At 36.3% G+C, this 22,149-nt stretch carries 19 protein-coding genes and 3 tRNA genes; 14 read left to right on the top strand and 8 right to left on the bottom strand.

The genetic code is table 11. The annotated features are described in order from the left end of the window. The 7 genes from PLJ10_04615 to PLJ10_04585 form a co-directional block, all read right to left on the bottom strand. Positions 1-1,466, bottom strand: a 1,466-nt coding sequence (locus tag PLJ10_04615) for a hypothetical protein (protein HOK08926.1), incomplete at its 3' end; no start/stop codon positions are given. Continuing rightward, complete coding sequence (locus PLJ10_04610) at positions 1,456-2,385, bottom strand: ABC transporter ATP-binding protein (GenBank protein ID HOK08925.1); 930 nt, start codon at positions 2,383-2,385, stop codon at positions 1,456-1,458. The genes PLJ10_04615 and PLJ10_04610, both read right to left, overlap by 11 nt. A gap of 10 nt (positions 2,386-2,395) precedes the next feature. Next, a complete protein-coding gene (locus PLJ10_04605; GenBank protein ID HOK08924.1) occupies positions 2,396-5,797 on the bottom strand; it encodes a hypothetical protein in 3,402 nt (1,133 codons plus the stop codon). Further along, a complete protein-coding gene (locus PLJ10_04600) occupies positions 5,794-6,720 on the bottom strand; it encodes an ABC transporter ATP-binding protein (GenBank protein ID HOK08923.1) in 927 nt (308 codons plus the stop codon). The genes PLJ10_04605 and PLJ10_04600 overlap by 4 nt, the downstream gene beginning before the upstream one ends. After that, complete coding sequence (locus PLJ10_04595; protein ID HOK08922.1) at positions 6,713-7,117, bottom strand: GntR family transcriptional regulator; 405 nt, start codon at positions 7,115-7,117, stop codon at positions 6,713-6,715. Before PLJ10_04595 ends, PLJ10_04600 begins: the two co-directional genes overlap by 8 nt. Positions 7,118-7,400: 283 nt before the next feature. Then, the gene (locus tag PLJ10_04590) at positions 7,401-8,453 is read right to left on the bottom strand and encodes a hypothetical protein (GenBank protein HOK08921.1); all 1,053 of its coding nucleotides are present in this window, start codon (positions 8,451-8,453) and stop codon (positions 7,401-7,403) included. A gap of 421 nt (positions 8,454-8,874) precedes the next feature. Continuing rightward, positions 8,875-10,404, bottom strand: a complete 1,530-nt coding sequence (locus tag PLJ10_04585) for a PilT/PilU family type 4a pilus ATPase (GenBank protein HOK08920.1) — start codon at positions 10,402-10,404, stop codon at positions 8,875-8,877. Positions 10,405-10,838: 434 nt separating this feature from the next. Here PLJ10_04585 and rpmH point away from each other — a divergent pair, with 434 nt between their 5' ends. The 6 genes from rpmH to mnmE all read left to right on the top strand — a co-directional run bounded on the left by rpmH (position 10,839) and on the right by mnmE (position 16,187). Then, positions 10,839-10,997, top strand: coding sequence for a 50S ribosomal protein L34 (gene rpmH, locus PLJ10_04580; protein ID HOK08919.1), 159 nt, complete (start codon positions 10,839-10,841; stop codon positions 10,995-10,997). A gap of 30 nt (positions 10,998-11,027) precedes the next feature. Then, positions 11,028-11,384 carry a ribonuclease P protein component gene (gene rnpA / locus PLJ10_04575; GenBank protein ID HOK08918.1) on the top strand — a complete coding sequence of 119 codons (357 nt, stop codon included), beginning with the start codon at positions 11,028-11,030 and terminating at the stop codon, positions 11,382-11,384. Beyond that, entirely contained in the window at positions 11,377-11,637 is a 261-nt protein-coding gene (gene yidD, locus PLJ10_04570; GenBank protein ID HOK08917.1) for a membrane protein insertion efficiency factor YidD, read from the top strand. Before rnpA ends, yidD begins: the two co-directional genes overlap by 8 nt. Positions 11,638-11,718: 81 nt before the next feature. After that, on the top strand, positions 11,719-13,635 hold the full coding sequence (gene yidC / locus PLJ10_04565; protein HOK08916.1) for a membrane protein insertase YidC: 1,917 nt from the start codon (positions 11,719-11,721) through the stop codon (positions 13,633-13,635). 68 nt (positions 13,636-13,703) lie between these two features. Next, positions 13,704-14,762, top strand: coding sequence for an RNA-binding cell elongation regulator Jag/EloR (gene jag, locus PLJ10_04560; GenBank protein ID HOK08915.1), 1,059 nt, complete (start codon positions 13,704-13,706; stop codon positions 14,760-14,762). A gap of 42 nt (positions 14,763-14,804) precedes the next feature. After that, on the top strand, positions 14,805-16,187 hold the full coding sequence (gene mnmE, locus PLJ10_04555; GenBank protein ID HOK08914.1) for a tRNA uridine-5-carboxymethylaminomethyl(34) synthesis GTPase MnmE: 1,383 nt from the start codon (positions 14,805-14,807) through the stop codon (positions 16,185-16,187). A 192-nt stretch (positions 16,188-16,379) separates the two neighbouring features. On the opposite strand, the gene PLJ10_04550 is transcribed toward mnmE, so the two are convergent. Then, a tRNA-Val gene (locus PLJ10_04550) sits at positions 16,380-16,456 on the bottom strand. A 162-nt stretch (positions 16,457-16,618) separates the two neighbouring features. Between PLJ10_04550 and PLJ10_04545 the strand changes: the two genes are divergently transcribed. From PLJ10_04545 to PLJ10_04510, 8 genes are all read left to right on the top strand, one after another. Further along, positions 16,619-16,696 (top strand) — tRNA-Glu (locus PLJ10_04545). Positions 16,697-16,781: 85 nt separating this feature from the next. After that, positions 16,782-16,857, top strand: a tRNA-Gln gene (locus PLJ10_04540). 58 nt (positions 16,858-16,915) lie between these two features. Further along, positions 16,916-17,875: a ribose-phosphate pyrophosphokinase gene (locus PLJ10_04535; GenBank protein ID HOK08913.1), complete on the top strand. Its 960-nt coding sequence runs from the start codon at positions 16,916-16,918 to the stop codon at positions 17,873-17,875. A 20-nt stretch (positions 17,876-17,895) separates the two neighbouring features. Then, positions 17,896-18,546 (top strand): 50S ribosomal protein L25, encoded by a 651-nt coding sequence (locus PLJ10_04530; protein HOK08912.1) that lies wholly within the window; start codon positions 17,896-17,898, stop codon positions 18,544-18,546. A gap of 128 nt (positions 18,547-18,674) precedes the next feature. Further along, positions 18,675-19,250, top strand: a complete 576-nt coding sequence (gene pth, locus PLJ10_04525) for an aminoacyl-tRNA hydrolase (GenBank protein ID HOK08911.1) — start codon at positions 18,675-18,677, stop codon at positions 19,248-19,250. A gap of 19 nt (positions 19,251-19,269) precedes the next feature. Further along, positions 19,270-19,809 carry an acetolactate synthase small subunit gene (gene ilvN, locus PLJ10_04520; protein HOK08910.1) on the top strand — a complete coding sequence of 180 codons (540 nt, stop codon included), beginning with the start codon at positions 19,270-19,272 and terminating at the stop codon, positions 19,807-19,809. Between the two features lie 210 nt (positions 19,810-20,019). After that, positions 20,020-20,769 carry a C4-type zinc ribbon domain-containing protein gene (locus tag PLJ10_04515; protein ID HOK08909.1) on the top strand — a complete coding sequence of 250 codons (750 nt, stop codon included), beginning with the start codon at positions 20,020-20,022 and terminating at the stop codon, positions 20,767-20,769. 41 nt (positions 20,770-20,810) lie between these two features. Beyond that, entirely contained in the window at positions 20,811-22,112 is a 1,302-nt protein-coding gene (locus tag PLJ10_04510) for a folylpolyglutamate synthase/dihydrofolate synthase family protein (protein ID HOK08908.1), read from the top strand. Positions 22,113-22,149 lie beyond the last annotated feature (37 nt).

Raw genomic sequence — 22,149 nt, 5'->3', positions numbered from 1 at the left:
ATGGCAAGCAATATTATTAATATGCTTGATGGATTAAACATTATTAGCCATACAATAACCCCAGATAATAATACCAACCCAGTAACAAATACTATCAGAGGGAATGTAAAATATGTCATGTTTGAGAAAGGCATCTGAGATATAAATGTATCCATTCCAAGAATAAGATGTGTAGGGAAAACGTGTGTTTTAATCACTATATAAAGATATATAAACGTAATAAGCCAGATAATCGGTAAGATAATAAATAGGTTGATATTTCCAGCCAGCAAATGTACATAACTTCGTTCTTTACGAGTTAAAGGTAACTGAGATAACTGGAATACTCCTTCTTTAAATTTTCTTTTCATTGGCCGACTAACTTTTAAGTACCAGACAACCCCAGCTAATAACAAGGCGATAAGAGGGAATATCAGAAATACAAAATCAGGATAACCGAAATAGAAAGGTCTAAAATTCTTGCCGACATACATCACAGTAAATAAAATTAGACCATAAAATATGGATAGGAAGCCCCAAAAGATAAAAGTCCATCGTGGGATAATAAAACCAGTATCTTTTAATTCAAACCAGATTTGAGCAATCCTTGGATTAGGGAATCTTTTGATAAACAGTTCTGGGTTTGCCCATGTCAGAACACCTATTAATCGAGAAGGGATTAAGGTTTCCAATTGTTCTCTAACCCCTGACCTTATTCGTGAGACAATTTTTATGCTTAAAAACCAAATAATAAGGAAGTATATGATAGACAATATAATGAATAGGATAAAATAGAATGTGGGCATTACTATTATGGTTTCATAAAATGAATTAGTAAAAGGTACATAGCCCACAAATAAGGATAATACATCAAACAAAACTCTGTAGTTAATAATAAATAATGTAATGCCAGCACATGTGAAAACGAGGCCAAGTAACCCTGTTAAGACTGGGAAAAAAATAAAGAGCCAACATAAAAACTGAACCGTTAAATATACAATTCCATGTATAAAACAAGGGTAAATAAGATGCACATAAAATAGGACTTCAAATGGAATTTTTTTTGAAAAATCACCATAGTAGTAGAAGTCATTGAATGTACTTACGTTCCACGGTGTATTGAGAAGTAGACCATATCCTAATACAACCCTACATAGAACAGTAACTGCTATAATCAAAATAAATCTTGTCAGTAATGATACTGATACAAGCAAGTAAGGTGTAACTGGAAGGGTTAAAATTCGACGTGGAAAGCCAATATGCATCTCTCCTGAATTGCCTATCTGTAAGAGTAGAAGAAAAGAAGTAACATATACAACTATATAACAAAGGAGGTCTACATCTTGCCAGTGAATAAAAGGTAATGACACGAAAATTCTCTGTAATAAAGAAATTAATATACATGACCCTAAGACAACCGATACAATACTACCCCCTACGTAGAGCTCTTCCCATAATAATGCTTTCCATGGAGAATTAAATTTCATGATTCAACTCCTTATCCTGTTTTTTTACATAAGCAATAAAAATATCTTCTAACGATGGAGTAGTAATGTCTATAATGTCACCACCTTTTTTCTGTATCTCCTCTTTTCCTTTGTCTTCACTCCCTTCATACATTACCTGATATCTATACCCCATTTTGCTTACTCGAATTACTCCTGGGATATTATTCAATTGTAAGTCACCATTTTTTGGTCTTATTCCGAACATATGATACTGAGATTTAATTTGGTCTAACCCGCCGTTTAACACAACATGCCCGTGATGAATCATGCATACATCGTCTGCAACCCGCTCTACCTCGTCCAATAAATGCGAAGAAAATAGCACCGTTCGACCTTCCTCCGCTACCGAACGAACCACCGCAGATAATATGTCCATCCGTGCCACTGGGTCTAAACCCGACGACGGCTCGTCCAATAACAATAAGTCCGGCCGATGTGCCATCGCTACCAATAAACCCGTCCTCGCTAACTCCCCTCGCGATAATGCTCGTATCCTCCGCTTCGGGTCTAATTCAAATTGCTCCAACAACCGATACGCATACTCCATATCCCAACTCGGATAAAAAGCAGACATATAGCGGATAAACTGCTCTATCCGCATCCAACGTGGCATATCCCGTGTCTCGGATAAATACCCAATACGACTCAACACTTCCTTCGGATGTAGAACAGGGTTCAAACCAAATACAAGTACCGAACCCTCCTCTGCGTAATATGCTCCTAATATATGATTGATTAACGTCGTTTTACCAGCTCCGTTCTCCCCAACCAAACCAAATACCCGACCACGATGCACTTCTATAGATACATTTTTTAAGGCTACCTTTTTGCCAAAACATTTTGCAAGTCCTTTAGTCTCTATTACTATATCATCTTTTGATTGAAAAATATTCTCCATATTATTTTTCCTATTCATACTCTTTTTTTGGTTGAAAAGCATAAGAATAAAAAGGCTGAGTCCGCATATCTAATGGATATATGATTGAGACAATATCTTCGTATTGTTTTACGGGCATATTCGGCGCATAAAAATATTTACCTGTCACTATACCTCCCCCATCATCAGAACCATCATCTCCATAACTATAAACAATAAAACCTGTCTTATTTAACTTTCGAATTGTCAGAGGAAAACCATTATTCCAAGGGTCACAAGGAACTTCATTCATATACTTTGGAAAGAGTACCTCTAAATTTGGAGGGAGGGTATTATGCTGTAGACGATACAATTCTGTAGCTAATGCAGTTTTTATAACTAAATATCTAACTTTTGCATACATATCATCTTTGAAGTGATAAGTGCGGGGTCTATACTCCTCTAATGGGTAATTTATATAACTGTAGATGAAAAATTTCGATAAATTCTTTAATTGTTCATGATCCACATAACCATTCTCTTTTACAAACTCCCAAAGCTGAATAAAGCCATCGAAGCATCTGTCTGTTTCTCTCCGTTCATACAATCTCAAACCTAATAAATCTAAAACACTTAAATACTTTTCTTCTATGGCATTGCAAAGGTCTTCTTGCATAAAAATATTTGCCATCCATCTCTCATATAACGTTTCAGGAGTATTAGCCAATGATGACAATCGACGCACTTCAGATTTGTTAATTTTAATAAATTTTGACCAATATTCTTTTGGTGAATTTGCTAACTTAAACAATCTTTTTCTTCCCATTTCTAATCGTGTTATTTTATAATCGCATGTTTCCAATGGAACTTCATCAAGAATTTCTATAAATTTCTTAATAACCTCTTCTGGCACATCAATATGATTTAAATACCACTCACAAAATCCAGCAATTTTGAGCATTATCCAATCGCGATGGAAATTTATTTTAGAGTCAATATCTATTGTTTTAACAAGGGTAGACACGTCTTTTAATACGTCTATCATCCCGTTAATATCCCCATCAACACCTTTTAATAGTGCCTCTAAAACAAGTTCACCAGCGAACATGTTTAGTTTCACGTAAGGGTCAAATTCCTTATAATCTGGTTCTTGTATTAAATCAATGGGATACTGGCTTTTCGTCACATCGTGCTTCAAAATCTCGTGAAGTCTTGATGTGATTCTGGTTCCGTATGTTTCATGATAATTTTTACTTGCAGTGTATACGAGACCAGGCAAAGGCGTTTCTGTTTTCATAAATTGTGTCCAGCATTGCCTATAACCAACACAACCATCAACCATGAACACAAAATTACATGTGTTCGGATTTGCGGATTCATAATCTTTGACGATTTCATCGTAGAGTGGAAACAATTCCATAATTTTTAAGGCTACGTTTTCATCATCAGGAATCTTCTTTGATATAGCATCAACGGAAGTAGAAGTATAAGAAAATGTTACTGGTTGGGTTGAATAATTTAGGTACTTCCATATATCCACACGATTGATAAAGATAAATAGAAGTGCTACGAAAAATACAATATTAGCTCTCCAGAAGAATCTTGGTAATTGATTTGGCGAGAATATGATTGCAAAATTAGGTTGTTTCCAAAATCGATGCCAACGGAAACCGAAGAAACGTAATAGAACCGACAGCCAAGGAAGAAGCAGAACAATAGTGAAGCCGATATATAACTTCATCAGCCATAACTGTTCGCGGATAGAATCGACCTTATAATTCCACGGATATATACTTACAAAAATAATTGTAAAAAGAAATAACACATAAAGCCAGTCTGTCTTTTTGAGAAGTTTCATTTGGTAAACTCGAAGTATTAAGAACAGACAAAGAATATAAATCAGGAAAAGATAATTTGCCTCTATTGGATGTAAAATATGAACTAAAAACTGAATTTTATTGAAAAGATAAACCGCAACGTCATGCCAAACCCAATCCTTTTTCATGGTGAGTCTTTCGAGAGTGAAAAGGATGGAATCGGAATAACCATAAAGTAAAAGCCATCCACCTAAAACAGGTAGAATTTCTTTGCATGCCAAAATTGCCCATAACAAAAAGGATAGTGTGAGGTAAGATAAGATAAAAATTGATAGTGTCTCAATAATCCCTGTTATTGAAAGGTATATAGGTTGATGAAGTATGTTTCGGAATGTGATACCAAGATTACTTAATAAGGGATAGGACTCTACATAAGAAAAGGGTTTCCCTGTAGCAATATATATTGCATTTAATACAAATACAAACCCCACCGCAAAAAGAACATCGATAAATAATACTGATAAATAAGCAAAGACTGAATAATATTCATTGATAGGCACATGCTTTGTAAGCCCGGAATATTTTTCATGTTCTTTCCCCATTCGTAATGTATAGCGCAAATAGCAATAAATACTTGCAAGGCATAAAGCGATAAACGGTGCCTTTATAAAGGCGGTATTTAAAAAGTATTTGAAAACATAGTTAAAATCGGTATACATCCAATTGCCGTATCTGTCATTCACATCAAACCACGAATATAAGTTAACCGCCAACCATAGAAGGAATGTCCATTTGAGTAAGAATAGTTTGTGATAATGTAGTTCGTACCAAAAAACTGATGAAAATTCAGATTTAAATGGTTTTATTCTTGAAGTACGTGACTTAAATGGATTTAAAAATGTGAGATTTGGTGCTACACTTAGAAAGTCAACAAGTATATTATGTCTATAACATTTTATAATGAGTAAACTGGCTGGGTATACAAAAGCAACGGATATTGCAAGAGTTACAAGTGGATGTGAAATAAAGAACCGACGAATCGTTAAATAGGAATAATATCCAAACGAATAAATAGATAAAAATTCACTATCAATACGTAAAACAATAGCCACAATTAAGATTATTAATATATAGAAAATCGGTTTTGAATAGTGGAATAACCAGACAAATAATTGTAAGAATAGAAACAGACTTCCATCCGTTGCTAAATTAATCAAAAAAAAGCGGTCAAAAATGTGATTAAATATCTGATATCCAACAAAACTATTACGTGGAAAAAATAAATATATACATACACTTCTTAGGACAAAAACGTGGAATAAGAGGAGCCCCAATCGTAAAAATAAAATTAATGTTACTGGTAAAAAAACATTAATCGGCAAATAAAATAATCGTTTCTGATATCCAGTCCGAAGTTCACCAAAATTCCCACGCACAAGCAAAATTAATAACCCATTTAGCCCTGGCAATGCATAGGTAAATATATCAATATCACTCAAATAATATGTAACGTGCGGGTCAAGATACTTCTGAATAAATGCCAATGCTAAACCAATAAATAAAAGTAGAAAAGATATAGACCCTGAAATATAGAATTCTTCCCAAAATAGTGCTTTCCATGGGGAATTAAGTTTCATAGGTTTACCTCCTTTTTATGGCATTTAACATACGCTATAAACACATCTTCCAATGATGGAGGCTGAATATTGATGATAACCCCACCTTTCTGCTGGATTTTTGACTTGCCTTCTTCAATGTCCCCTTCATATAACACCTGATAACCATGCCCTAACTTTAGAACACGGACAACACCCGAAATCGTCTCAAAATCTGCGTCCTCGCCAGATTTTTGAACTTCATATATATGAAACCGATTCCGTATCTCATCCAACCCGCCGTTTAACACAACATGCCCGTGATGAATCATGCATACATCGTCTGCAACCCGCTCTACCTCGTCCAATAAATGCGAAGAAAATAGCACCGTTCGACCTTCCTCCGCTACCGAACGAACCACCGCAGATAATATGTCCATCCGTGCCACTGGGTCTAAACCCGACGACGGCTCGTCCAATAACAATAAGTCCGGCCGATGTGCCATCGCTACCAATAAACCCGTCCTCGCTAACTCCCCTCGCGATAATGCTCGTATCCTCCGCTTCGGGTCTAATTCAAATTGCTCCAACAACCGATACGCATACTCCATATCCCAACTCGGATAAAAAGCAGACATATAGCGGATAAACTGCTCTATCCGCATCCAACGTGGCATATCCCGTGTCTCGGATAAATACCCAATACGACTCAACACTTCCTTCGGATGTAGAACAGGGTTCAAACCAAATACAAGTACCGAACCCTCCTCTGCGTAATATGCTCCTAATATATGATTGATTAACGTCGTTTTACCAGCTCCGTTCTCCCCAACCAAACCAAATACTCGACCACGACGCACTTCTATGGATACATTTTTTAAGGCTATCTTTTTGCCAAATGTTTTATTTAATTTTTCTGTTTTAACAATTATTGAATCATTAATAGCTTCTGATGATTTAATCATTGTCTTTCTCCTTATCTATATTAAGTTTTATTTTTTCACTTCGTTTTTGAATAAGTTCTATCAATTGGGGTAAAGAAAAATTAAGATGTTTTGCTGAAACTAATAATGAATCAATATGCTCATAGAGGATTCGACATCGTTCTTCTTCTGAAAACAATACCCTTAGAGGGGCAACATACGTTCCAGCACCCTGACGTGTATATATCAACCCTTGATTTTCTAATTCCCGATATGCCTTTGCAACTGTGTTTGGATTGATAAGCAATTGTTGAGCTAATATACGGACAGGAGGTAATTCATCATCCGCTTTTAAAGAGCCTGTCGCAATGAGATATTTGAACTGCCGAACAATCTGGATGTATATCGGTGTTCCATCATGAGTATTAATTCGAATCATATTTTTAATCCTTATGTATTATTGTATTATTATTATAATACAATTATAGTCTTTTGTCAAGAGGATTTTAAATTTTTTTATATTTTCATAATTTATTGATAACAATTGACTTATGAGGCAATTATTGTCAAATTGATTTGATTTGATTTAATTTTGGATGAATTTTATCATCAAAAATCTGCTTTTTTATGGTACCCTACCCAAATCAAAATTTAAAGATATTTTAGTTAAATTTCTCTCATTTTTTATAAGCGTTAATTTCTATTTTAATTTTTACAGACAGTTAAGGAATGAGCCCTTTTAATTTCAAATCCTGTGTTAACCATTCTGCCATTATCTGGTTGGTTTTAGGAGTAGGATGGCCGTCAATTCCTAAATATTCATTTTTCTCAATTAATGAGTTAACAATTTTACTTTTATCTTCATCGACAGAGAAATCAATAACGATAAATTTATCCAAATCTGAGAGATAATTCCTTAATAAAGGGATAGCATTTGAACTTCCCGGATTGAATAAAAAGACAAAATGCAATTCTGGAAAATAAGTGGAGAGGATATCTTTTGTCTTTTCCAATATTTTTACAAACAGAATAATATCTTCATCCTTATATTCCAATTTCATATCATGTTGTGATATAAAAAATATTTTTTTCATCAATACTGATGAGTTAATCAGCCTGCTAAGTAGATATTGCATCGGGTATACTTCCATAAAGAGTCCTTTATACGAAAGTTCATCCTTTTCAAGTACAACACAAGGTAAGCGTCTTCCCCAACTACCTATTAAATTAAACTTTCCTGATACTCTATCCAAATGGTGTGGAATAAAAAGGTAGACAAGAAAGCATGGTAGAGATTCGACCTCAGTAAAAAAGTCAGGCTCTGATACTTTTAGATACATTTGTTGAGGGGAACCTGAGGGCATTCCGTAATTATAGACTTTTATTGTAGGATTAAGTTTTGCAAAGTATGAAGGAAAGGTTTCATCATCATTTACACCAACCCCAAAAGTATAAGAACATGGGAAAAAGAGAGCAAGTTTTGTTTTTTGACTATTCTCCTCCTGAGGGGTAATTCTTCGTCCTTTTTCATCTATTGTATAATGATATATTACTTGTTTTTCTCCTTTCTGTATTTTGCAATAGCCATTTACATCAGGTCTTAATTTTCTTCCAAGCTTTGAATCTGGTATTAAGATAGATGGTTCTTCATGGATAGTTATCTTTTCATGTTCGAAAAGAAATAATCTACAAATAAGTTCTGCGGTTAAAAAAATACATGCTAATAGGAAGCACCCAAATAAAAAAGCGAGAATATTAGATAAATATTTTTTCATTTTTATTAAGTCTTTTCATGATTAATAATGGGTTTACATATTATTAAACAGAAATATTTAGTAATCGCAAATGTATTAAATAGAGGTGGGATTTATAATACAATTACAGCATTTTGTCGAGAGGCGTTTTAAAATTTTTTAGTTAAATTTCACTTATTTTTTATAAGTGTTAATTATCATTTAAACGCTGAAGACAGTTAAGGAATGAGCCCTTTTAATTTCAAATCCTGTGTTAACCATTCTGCGAGATAAGTATAAATAATAGATTAAGGATACATAGTAAGAATATACATCCAAGGAAAAAAGCAAAGAGATTAGATATGTACTTATTTTTTATTTTCATTTACTACATTTTCCCTATAATAATTATTATCAGTTGGAAGGATTTTACAAAATACTCATGAACAAAATAAGTAAGAAATTATACCTTGAATGCCTCGTGTTCACCTTTACCCTTTATTGAGTCAAGTCGTGGCACGGAGTAGGTACCCATAAGAAGTTGGTCAAAGGTACTACGGTCTGTTACTGCTTCTCGGGCATGCTCAAGCGTAATAAGCCCCTGCTTATACATTTTGTGGATATACTGTTCAAAAATAAAGGAATGGGATACTGTTTGTTGCATCCCGACGCGGATAAGGTCTGTATCCCCTGAAAGAACACCATCATTAATAGCTTTGATGTCATTATACATAATCTCAAGGGCAGGTATACGACCACCACCAACTTTAGGAATAAGACGCTGGCAGATAATACATCGTATACAATCCCTTAACTGCAATCGGACGAGGTCTCTTTCAGAAGGGTCAAAAAAACTGACGATTCGATTGATGACTTCGGAAGCAGTATTTGAGTGCAGGGTGCTGATAACTAAATGTCCTGTCGCAGCCGCATTAATTGCAGAGCGAATGGTATCTGGGTCTCTCATTTCACCAATAACAATGACATCTGGGTCATGTCGGAGTGCACCTGTTACCGCATCATTAAATGTTAACACGTCATCACCCATATTTCTTTGTGAAACAACGGATTTTTTATTTACATGAACATATTCAATTGGATTTTCGATTGTCAAAATGTGATATGACTTATGTGTATTTATCCAATCAATTACCGCTGCGACTGTGGTAGTCTTTCCGCTACCTGTCATCCCTGTTACTAAGACAAGCCCATGATTTATATCTGCAATTTCCAACATTGTATTTTTGGGGATGTTCAATTCTTCAAAGGAAGGTATTCGTTCAGGTAAAAATCGGAAAGTGCAATGAGGTGCACCCATTTTATAAAAGGCAGATACACGAGCATATCCAAGTCCTGCTTGATGGTAACTAAAACTGGTCTGATTGGACTTTTCGAATTCTTCGCGGTAGCGGTCGGGGATAATTTGTCGGATTAAATCTAATATCTGTATTGCCGATAATGGTCCCATCAACTCGGAATGCTTCATATCACCATCGACACGAAACAGCGGACATTCCCCAGGGGATAAATGCACATCACTCGCTTTGTATTGAATCATCGCTTGAAATAGAAGTTCTGGACTAATCCGGTCAATTCGGTAACGGTCCCCGCGAACTTTCCATACCTCCGGAAGGGTAATACACTGACAGACTTTATCAATTGCTTCAAATACTTTTGGAAGGCTTGCTGGTGTCACCTCATCGCGTGTAGAAACAATGAGCCATTCTTGTTGCCGTTCTGCAGAACACACAGCCGAATTCTCTTTTACAACGCCTAAAATCCGCACAAGACACGCTTCTGGAACTCGCATCCGAAGAATCCATCTCGTAAAATCCCCCTGAAAATCATCCCGCTCTGCTTCAAACTCCATATTATTCGCTTTTGCAAGAATGAAACGTGGAATCCCTTCTTTCAAACGGATCTGTTCTTCTATAACCTTCACAATAACACGAACTGTAGGTGTCTGACCTGTTCCAATAATAAATTCTGCCATAGAGGTCTCCCTCAATTTAATTAAATAGGACTAAATTATTTTCATGTTATTTAATTTCATAATTATTAATTTTAAGTTTTTTTCATATTTCCTTAATAGGAATAATACATTATTAGAACAAGAATTTCAATTTATTATTGCAAATTCTAATATTTTATGGTATTGATGAGAAAACAGTAGATTTTTAAAACAACATTTTTTACTACTATACTATAACTCAAATATATAAAATGTTAGGTTCCTTTTTATATTATCTTACCTATAAGTAAATTTGAATCCATAATTTTTATATTTGAAATGATATACATAAAGATTATATAATAAATATCTTAATTTGCGATTGAAACATTAAATTTATTAAGGGGATAATATTTTTAAGAGATATATAACAAATTTAAATTTTTAATGAGTATCAAAAGTAAAAGGAGTCACGAGTGAAAAGAACGTATCAACCATCAACTACACGAAGGTTAAGAACCCATGGTTTTCGTGCTCGTATGGCAACCCGTTGGGGTCGAGCGGTATTAAGTGCCCGTCGTAGAAAGGGTCGTAAGTATTTAACGGTATCAGACCGTGTTGAGAAAAAATATTAATAAACAATACCATGGAGGGTGAAATAAATTGTGCCCCGTCAATTCAGCTTTTCCAAAGAATATCGACTTCGAAAGAAAAAGGATTTCGAGTATGTTTTTGAGAAGGGAAAGCGATTTTCGGGGAAAGGTTTGGTTTGCTACTGGTTTTCCGATGAAGTGTCGGGCAACAAACTGGGAATTGTAGTTTCAAAGAAGGTAGGACAGTCGGTGGAAAGAAACAGAATTAAAAGATATATTCGTGAGTATTACCGACTCAATCGGCCACGTTTTTTGAAAAGTGGAACCTTGATTGTAGTTGCCCGCCCTGAAGTTTCGAACTGGGACCATCAACAGATTGATGCAGAGCTGGAACAACTCCTTAAAACGGCGGAGATTCTCGATGGCTAAAGTTGCAATTTTATTAATTAAAGCTTATCAGAAGGGGTTATCTCCTTTATTAGGGCAACACTGTCGGTTTTACCCGAGTTGCTCAAATTATGCCATCGAATCTTTCCAGCGATATGGATTTATCAGAGGAATAATATTAACTATCTGGCGGATTTTAAGATGTCAACCTTTTTGCAAAGGTGGTTATGACCCTGTTCCTCTGGAATTCCTTAGCTGTAAGAAGCATCACTCCTATAAAAGTCCCCTTTCATAGTATTTTCACTTCATATCGGATTGTAGTAGCAGTACCCTCCAATGAGTTAATACCGTATATTATGTAATGGAGTTTTAGAACATGTTTGGAGATGATGATAATAAAAAAGTATTCCAAAACCAAATAATAGGGTTATTATTACTCACCGCTATTGTGGTTGTTTGGAGTTACTTTTTTATTCCCAACCCTCCCAAAACCACCCCAGAAGACAAAACCAAAACTTCTGAGGGTGCCAATACAGCTCCTTTAGAAGTTAGCGAGAAACATACTGCTGTTAACGATAAACAGAATGTAGACCAGAAAACAGAAAAAACCTCACTTACCGAAATAAATTTACCACCTGAACCTGATTCCATTGATGAAGAACAGACTAAAGTTCTTTTGTCAAAGGATGACATGGAAATCATTTTCACCAGAGTCGGAGCACGGGTTAAATACCTAAATATCTATTTAAAGCCCAATCGCAATGATTTAGTTCAGCTTATCCCAATTTGGAGGAATACACCAGACAAGGACTCAGTATACCCCTTTGGACTACGTTTCCACGACCATCCATTAGCAGATGTCTTAGATACAAAAATTTGGGATGTGCAAGTTGATGATAAAGAGCATGTTGCTCATTTTTCATATACTATCCCTGAATATATAAAAGTTGAAAAAATATTTTCCTTCGGCGAATCTCCTTTTACATTAGATGTGCGTATTCGAATCTCCAATCTCGCAACAAGTATATTTCCAGCAGAGGAGCAAAATCGTGTAAATCCGGTGTTCTCTCTAAACTGGGGTCCTAACGTAAAGTCGGGAGATAATAATAAAGGAATACCACAGACAGTCATCTTTGAACGAAAAGGTGAACTCCTGAGATATGTAACATCAAAATTTACTCCAAAACCTGACCCATTAGCTTTTTTAGAGAGGGTTTATGATTTAAGGTGGACTGCAATTCGAAGTGCTTACTTCGTTATTGCTATGAAACCTGAATTTAACGGGGCTCAAGGGTGGATAACAGGAGGACCGAGACATTTCCGTGTCGGCGTTGGTGTAACACAATGTCAAGTCTCGCCAGGGGAAACACAGGAATTTTTAATAAAAGCCTATGTTGGTCCTAATCGTGGTTCTCTTCTTGCGAAAGCGTGGACAGGATTAGACCAGGTGTGGGAATTTTTCACCTCTGTTAAAGTTATGGACAAATTTGCAAAAATCCTTCTCGGTATTTTGAATTTCTTTTATGAATGGACGATACCAAATTATGGTGTGGCTATTATTCTACTCACCATCCTTGTTCGATTGGTCGTTTTTCCATTGACATGGAAAAGCATGGTTAGTATGAAGAAGATGCAAAAACTGGCACCAGAAATAGAAAAATTAAAACAGGAAATTGGTGATAATCAACAGGAACTACAAAAAAGGATGATGGAACTTTATCGTGAACGGGGTGTTAATCCATTGGGTGGTTGTCTCCCCTTATTCCTTCAGTTACCAGTTTTTATCGCTCTTTATCGAATGCTCTGGAGTGCGGTAGAGTTAAGAGGTGCCCCTTTTATCTTCTGGATGAATGACATGTCCCAACCAGACCGATTAATAAATTTACCGTTCTCGATTCCTTTCCCATTTAGTGGTGGTCATTTAGAAAGTATTAATTTATTACCAATATTGATGGGTATTTCAATGTACTTAAGTCAGAAATTGACACCAGGTGCTACCGCAGTTCAAACGCCACAACAGCGGATTATGATGAATATCATGCCGATATTTTTTACACTTATCTGTTATAACATGGCATCGGGATTAAGTTTATATATTCTGGTAAGCACATTGTTAGGAATTGCTCAAAATTACATTATCCCGACAAAAGATGTAGATATAACGCCTCGGAAAACACCCTCCGCACGGAGGCATTTTTATACTGCTGCACAGGAAAAGAAACGGCAGTGGGCAAAGGAATTACGTCGAGAACGTAAATTAAAACAGAGGAAAGTTAATGAAGATGATAAATAGCTTAATATACAGCAGTTTATTGATAAATAAAAACACTAACCCGTAAAATTTATGATGGAGAATGTGCCATGAGACAAGTAGAATCTATAGGCGAAACACTTGAAGAAGCCAAGCAAAAGGCACTGGAAGAATTGGGTATCAAATTAGAAGATGCCGACAGCATCGAAGTGCTTGATGAAGGGAGTAAGGGTTTCTTAGGGATTGGCGCACGCCCTGCAAAAGTACGCATCACCACAAGTAAAGCCCCCGAAGTGAAACCGGAGAGCAAAAAATCAAAAGAGCCCTCTGAGAAATCGGAAAAAGGAACAGCAAAACAAGTTAAGAGCAAAGAGAAAGCGTCTGACCGAGTTCAAACAAAATCGACATCCAGCACTGCCTCTCAAAAAACTCAAAAAGTTGAGAAAGAAGAAGTAAAAACAGCGAACCAAGAACAACAAGCCCAAAAAGATTCAAAAGAAAAAGCAAGTAAAGTTAGCATTACTGATGCTCAAGGTAATGAAACTGCATCCCTCTTAAAAGAAATTTTGCAGAAGATGGGAATAGAGGCTGAAGTTCGATTTGTTCGCACTAAAGAGGGAACTCCCAAATTAGACATTGAGTCACAGGAAGGGGCATTGCTTATCGGCAGAAAAGGTTCTAATCTTGAGGCGATAGAGTTCATTATCAACCGAATTGTTTCTGGTGCGGAAGAAAATGAATCTATTGAAAAATTCGTTGTTGACACAGAGAATTATCTTGCAAGACGGAAAGAATCCCTAAAACAATTAGCCTTAAATTATGCTGAACGGGTTCGCAAGTCGGGACGGAAAATTAAACTTTCACCAATGCCTCCTCATGAACGGCGTGTTATTCACCTTACCCTCCAAGATGATAATACCGTAGAGACATTTAGCATTGGAAAGGGTGATAATCGCTGTGTAGTTATTGCTCCTAAATATCGTCCACGAAACCGTTTCCAACGTGATAGACGGGACAATAGGCGAGATAATACCAATCGTTATCCCGGTGGTAGAAGACAAAATGATAGACGTGGTGGAAGAAGAGACTACAGACCTGATTGGAGAAGGAGAAATCCAGGTAGGTCTCCTTATAGCGATGACACAGAACCTGGCCAGATTTCAGAGTAATATTCTATCTAAAAATTATTCTATTCCAAGAAGGGAAACATAATGGGGTATGAATTAAGAGATGATACAATTACTGCTATCTGTACCCCATTAGGGATAGGTGCTATAGGTATCATTCGCGTCAGTGGCTCCGACGCCATACCTATCGTGTCAACTCTTTTCAAGCCAGATGGGAAAATTAATATATCCGAAATCAAGAGGGGCTTAGTCACAGGTAAGGTTATAGATGAGCATGGAAAAATTATCGACAACGTGCTTATCCTAATAATGAAGGCTCCCCATTCTTATACTGGTGAGGATGTCGTCGAAATTCAAGCACATGGAAACATGCTCATATTAAAAACGATTATTAATGCTCTTCTAAAAAAAGGCGCACGTATTGCGGAACCGGGAGAATTTACTAAACGAGCCTTCCTAAATGGAAAATTGGACTTAACCCAAGCAGAGGCTGTTTTAGACCAGATACTTGCCAAGACAAAAAAATCACTTGAATTATCCCGTTCTGCCTTTGAAGGACGCCTTTCAGAAAAAATTCAAACATATAGTGACCAAATTAAAACCATATTGGCTCAGGTTGAAGCTATAATCGATTTTCCAGAAGAGGACATACCGAAAGAAATCTGGGAACAGTCTATTCATTCCCTTAAGCATTTATCCTCTGACATGGAACATCTTTCCGAAACCACAGAAAAAGGGAAAATTATACGAGAAGGGGTCATTGTCGTTATTGCAGGGAAACCGAACGTGGGAAAATCGAGTTTGTTCAATGCTCTGCTCCAAGAAAGCCGTGCAATTGTTTCACCTTATCCAGGCACGACACGTGACCATCTGGAAGAATATGTGTCCTTAGGAGGTGTCCCCGTCCGTTTAATTGACACCGCGGGACTAAGAGAAGTTTCAGAACCCATAGAAAAAGAAGGCATCGAACGAGCATGGAAAGCCGTTGAGAATGCTTACACTATTCTATTTGTCGTCGATGCAACCAATATAAATAATGAAGATGTTCAACTATACAAATCGTTGAAAGAAAATATGGATAAAACAGTATTATTAGTAGTAAACAAAACGGATTTAAATGAAAATCCTGAGATACCTCCTCTACTTTTAGAAAACATCAAGACCATCGTTTACACCTCAGCAAAGACAGGTGTTGGAATAGACGAACTGGAAAAAGAATTAGTGACAGTCCTTTTAGGAGAACAAGAAATATCAGAAGATATTATCCTTTCTCATGAACATCAAAAACACAGTTTACTAAGAGCCAAAAAATGTGTTGAAAATTGTATTCAAAAAAAAGAATTATCACCAGAATTGATAGCTTTTGAACTACGCGAAGCCCTTCATGCATTAGGTGAAATTACAGGTGAAACTGCCACAGAAGAATTGTTAGATATAATTTTCTCCTCCTTCTGCATAGGGAAGTAAAAACTGGAGACATATAATTTACATTGTTATTAAAGCATTATGAAACACTAAATAATAATATCGCTTCTTCATCTAATTTTTTTAATTTTACATAGTCCGAATAAAGATAACAAGACAGGAATAAAAATTAATTTTATTTCGAGAAGATTAAAAACAAAAACAATTTATTGTTTAATCAATTTATAAAAAACATGGTGGGCGATACTGGACTTGAACCAGTGGCCTCTGCCGTGTGAAAGCAGCGCTCTAACCACCTGAGCTAATCGCCCACAATAAATATGAATAATAGCATACCAAAAATAGGTTTTTTTTGCAAGTTAACCATTTTTTTGAGAACTGTTTCTATGTATGGAACCCGCATAAAAAATGGTTATTTGAAAAAATGAACTTATTTTTGGTAAAATATAGTTCCAATTTTTTAATGTTTTTGCGTCCCCATCGTCTAGCCTGGCCTAGGACATCGCCCTTTCACGGCGGCAACAGGGGTTCAAATCCCCTTGGGGACGCCAGTTTTTTATTCTGAATCATATTTATTAGAAATCGATATAGATTTGAAAAAAAGGTAGATTTTTTTATATACTTTTATCCTACGATTGGGGCGTCGCCAAGTTGGTAAGGCACCGGGTTTTGGTCCCGGCATTCGTTGGTTCGAATCCAGCCGCCCCAGCCATTTTTTTCTATAAATATTTTTTGTTAACTTTCAAAATTAATTATGATGAGAGCGTTATATGACATGTGCGGGTGATTTACAAATTTTTTCTGGTAATGCATCCAGAAAACTTACAGAAAGTATCTGTGAGTATTTAGGAACCACTCCGGGCAAAGCGATTGTTGACCGTTTTAGTGATGGAGAGGTTCAGGTTCAAATTTGTGAGCATGTGAGGGGAAGAGATGTCTTTTTAGTGAATAGTACCTGTCCCCCTGTTAATGACCATTTAATGGAATTATTGATTATGATAGACGCGGTACGTAGAGCCTCTGCGGACCGGATAACTGCTGTTATCCCCTATTTTGGCTATGCACGCCAGGACCGAAAAGATAAAGGAAGGGTTCCAATTACTGCCAAGTTGGTTGCCAATTTAATAACAGCCGCTGGGGCGAATCGAGTTTTAACAGTTGATTTACATTGTGGACAGATACAAGGTTTCTTTGATATTCCCTTGGATCATTTACGAGGTGATGTCGTTTTCGTTGAAGAGTTTTCTAAACAGCATTTTAATAATGACTTTGTAGTGGTATCTCCAGATATGGGCAGTGTCGCACGAGCCCGAGAGTTTGCATCAAGACTGGGTTTACCTCTGGCTATTGTTGATAAAAGACGTCCAAAGGAAAACCAGTCCGAAGTAATGAATATTATTGGTGATGTTGAAGGATACCATGCGATTCTTTTTGATGATATGGTAGATACAGCAGGAACACTTGTAAAGGCAGCATATGCCCTTAAAGCACATGGTGCTCTAAGTGTTCGTGCCTGTGCGACACATCCCGTTTTAAGTGGAAAAGCAATTAAATCTATTCAAGAGTCACCTATTGAGGAAATATTTGTATGTAATTCCATTGAATTGAAGCCAGAAGCTATAGATACGGGAAAATTTAAGGTTTTAACATTAGCCCCGTTAATTGCTAAGGCTATAAAGAATATCCACAATGAACAATCTGTAAGTAGTCTTTTAACACAACATTTATAAACATGTATGGAGAAAAAATTATGGAAATCCCAACAATTAAAGTTCAAGTTCGTTCTGGTGAGGGGAAAAGTCATGCAAAGAAGGTGCGTAAAGAGGGAAATATTCCATCAGTCCTTTATGGAATGAAAGAACAAAATGTCTTACTTAAGATGGATGCACGTACCTTCACCAAAATGCTCAGTCATTTAGAAGGGAAACATCCTATTGTAAAATTAGAGGTAGAAGGGAATTCATTCTTAGACTCACCAGCGATTATAAAAGACATTCAACGTCATCCAGTTACTGATTCCATCTTACATGTTGATTTTCAAAAAATACGTTTAGACCAAAAAATACATACCGCTGTTCCGATTATTCTTGTAGGGCAGTCCGAAGGTGTAAAAATGGGTGGCGTTTTAGACCATCAGCTTCGAGAGGTAGATATCGAGTGCCTTGCACTTCAAGTTCCATCACATATTGAGGTTGATGTTACTACATTAAAATTAGGACATGCTATCCATGTTTCAGATGTTATTCCACCCGAAGGTGTAAAAATATTGACGGAACCTGAACGTGTGGTTGTATCTGTCCATGTGCCTCGGACTATGGAAGCAAAGATGGCTACTGAAGAAGAGAAACCAGAAGAAGCCGAAGAGGCAAAAGAAGAAGCTGAAGAGAAAGAAAAGGAATAATCAATCTTTTTATTTATTTTTGTCTGAGGTACATGGTTTTTATAGCATCTTGACTTTTCAAAATGAAAAGTTTAAAGATGCTTTTTATTTTATTATGTTTCAAACTTTTATTCTGGAACGCACTAATAATGAAAGTCATCGTTGGATTAGGAAATCCAGGTAAAAAATACGAACGAACACGACATAATATAGGATATAGAGTTGTGGATTGCTTGGCTCAACAGATAAGTTGCACTCTTTCCCGTGAAGATTTTCATGCCCATATAGGGTTCGGGAAAATAGGAAATGAGAAAGTGTGCCTAATGAAGCCGACTACATATATGAATCTCAGTGGAGAGTCTGTACGAAGTATAAAGGATTATTATAAACTTGACGCAAAAGACTTTTTGATTGTCCTTGATGATGTGGAATTACCTTTAGGCACAATCCGTTTACGTCCACAAGGAAGTTCAGGTGGACATAAAGGTCTTCAATCCATTATTGATTGTTGTCATACTGATGAAATTCCACGTCTTCGATTGGGTGTCGGTAAACCCGAATCTCCGAGTATGGATTTAGCTGACTTTGTGCTAATGCCTTTTGATGAGGCTGAAATAACAGCCGTGGAAACAATGATTCAAACAGCAGTTAACGCTTCTGAACATTGGGTTTTAGAAGGAATTGAAAAAACAATGAATCAATTTAACAAAAGAGAAAATAACTAAAATAGAAGGGATAATAACCATGACAACAACACATGAACAAACTCACACAATTAGTATCCTTGTCGAGAACCATTTTGGCGTTCTGGCTCGCGTTTCAGGGTTATTCAGTGCGCGTGGATATAACATCGATAGTCTTTGTGTCGGTGAAACAGAAAATCCAGAAATATCCCGTATGACGGTAACTGTGCGCGGAAATGAAAATGTGCTATCTCAGATAATAAAACAATTAAACAAACTGGTAGATGTTATTGAGGTTCAGGATTTAACCAAATCTGCCTTTGTCGAACGTGAGTTGGTTATGATAAAAGTAAAAGCAGACCGCAAAGTTCGCGCTGAAGTTGTTGAAATATGTAATATTTTCCGTGCTCGTGTCGTTGATGTGGGTACACAAGCAATGATAGTTATGATTACAGGTGCCAAAGGGAAAATTCAGGCATTCATAGATATGATGAGGTCTTTTGGTATTATTGAATTGGTTCGTACTGGAACTATCGCAATTGAACGGTGCGGTTCAAATGGGTATAATACTAGCAATGATGATGACGAGAATGATAATTGAAAATTGAATATTTTAATGAATTTACCTGATGTAAGCATGTTAACAAAACAATTGAAACAGCGACGTATTTATGATTTAGGGATAAATACCCCAAACGTGGTATCTATCCCATGCCGATATAAATCCTTTCGGGTAAGGCATTGAACACAACAGCCACAGCAATTTTTTGCTGTGGCTTTTTTATTATAAATTACAAAAGGAAAAGGAATTATGAAAACTCAAATAAAAAATCTGCTCGAACTTCAAAATATCGACCTTCATATAGAATCCTTATTGGCAAAGGAAAAAGAAATACCAAAGCAACGAGACAAATTAAAAATACAAGAAAAAAAACTGATTCAAGAAATAGAAGAAAGCGAAAAGAATCATAAAAAGCTAATTTTAAATCAACGTGAATGTGAACGAAGTATTGCCCAACTCCAAGAACAAATAAAAAAGTATGATACTCAACTTCAAGGGGTAAAGAAGAACGAGGAATATCAGGCATTGTTAAAAGAAATTGATGAAATAAAAAAGCAGGTTGGATTAAAAGAAGAAGAATTAATACAGATTATGTATCAAATTGACGAAGCGAACCATTTTGCACTCGAAACAAAAAAAAGAATCGAAGCAGAAATCCAACAATTGAGACAGCAGGAGAATAAAATAGACCAGGAATTACAAGAGGTCGTTCAAGAAAGAAAAGGACTGGAAAGCAAAAGGGCAGAGGCAGAAAAGATGGTGAACGCAGAATTTTTAACCCACTACCGTAGAATAAAACAACGGAGGAAAACAGGTCCCGTAGTTGTTCCACTTAAAGATGAGATATGTTCTGGTTGTTTCATGCAAGTTCCACCCCAAATCGTAAATGAAATTATGGCAGGGGAAAAAATACATACCTGCCGACATTGTGGAAGAATTTTATATTATCCTGATTCGTTAGCAGACGAAGAACCTATTATTATTCATCAAGAATCTTAAAATAAGAGTTCCTCAAATGAACACAAAACTCATTTCTATTTATGGATATTTTCTCTACTAATCTGCCTAATGATGATATTGCATTTCTTCACTCATTGGTATTGCATGGGGTTAAGTTAGGTCTGGATAGTATTACTACCCTCTTAAAACATGTAGGGGAACCACACAAAAAGTTTTTATCTTTGCATATTGGAGGCACTAACGGAAAGGGAAGTACAGTAGCATATTTGGATAGAATTCTCAGAGAGCAAGGTTTCCGTGTAGGTAAATTTACAAGTCCGCATTTAATAAACCTATCAGAAAGATTCCAAGTAAATGGGGTACCAATCCCACCAGAGGAATTACATGACCAAATTGAATTTTTCCGTACTTTGACAACAACTGTGGGAATATGTCCTACCTTCTTCGAGTTTTGCACTGCCATTGCATTTCATTGGTTTGCACAACAGAAAGTTGACTGGGCAATTATTGAAGTGGGCATGGGAGGACGACTGGATTCAACCAATGTTATTTATCCTGAAGTAAGTGCTATTACTAATATTGCATTAGAGCACACACAATATCTCGGAGATACCTTAGAAAAGATTGCATGGGAAAAAGCTGGAATTATCAAAGAAGGGGTTCCTGTCGTAACAGCTGAAACAAAATATGAGCCCTTTAAGGTTATTCAAAAACAGGCGGAAGAATTAAAAGCACCATTGTGGCAAATAGAAAAAGATTTCCATATCCAGTGGGAAAAAACTGAAAATTTTTCCAGGTTAAATTATTATAGTTCTGTTCGGAAAATAGAAGGGGCTGTATCTGGTTTATGTGCTTCATATCAGAGAGAGAATGCTGGCGTCGCTCTGGCTATGATAGATTGGTTACAATTAAGAGGGTTCTCAATTAAAGAGGAGGCTATTCTCCATGGTCTTGCTAATGTGCGTTGGCCTGGACGATTTGATTTGGTATCACAATCTCCATGGGTTCTACTCGATTCAGCACATAATCCAGACGGCATGAAACAAATTGTGAAAGAAGTGAACAATGTTGTTGTGATTTTAACAGTAGCTGATGACAAAGATATTGGTGGGATTGTTCAAACATTAGCACCCATTACCAAAAAGTTCATAGTGACCCAATTCTATGGAAAGCGAGCAATGATAGTAGAGGACATCGTTGAAAACATTATTCCAACAGGAGTCCCATATATAGTAGAAAAAGATTTCCACTCTGCTTTGAAATATGGATGGGAACGAGCCCTACAAAAAGACAAATTGCTTATAACAGGTTCTATTTATGCGGTAGGTCAAACCTACCAATGGCTTATTGAAAATGGTATTATCAACAAAATCGAGTTTTAATTATATTTTTTAAGAGTATAATGTAAAGTAACATTTC

It is taken from the genome of Candidatus Hydrogenedens sp. (assembly GCA_035361075.1).
Taxonomy (GTDB): Bacteria; Hydrogenedentota; Hydrogenedentia; order Hydrogenedentales; family Hydrogenedentaceae; genus Hydrogenedens.
This window is presented reverse-complemented; position numbering and strand designations above follow the sequence as displayed.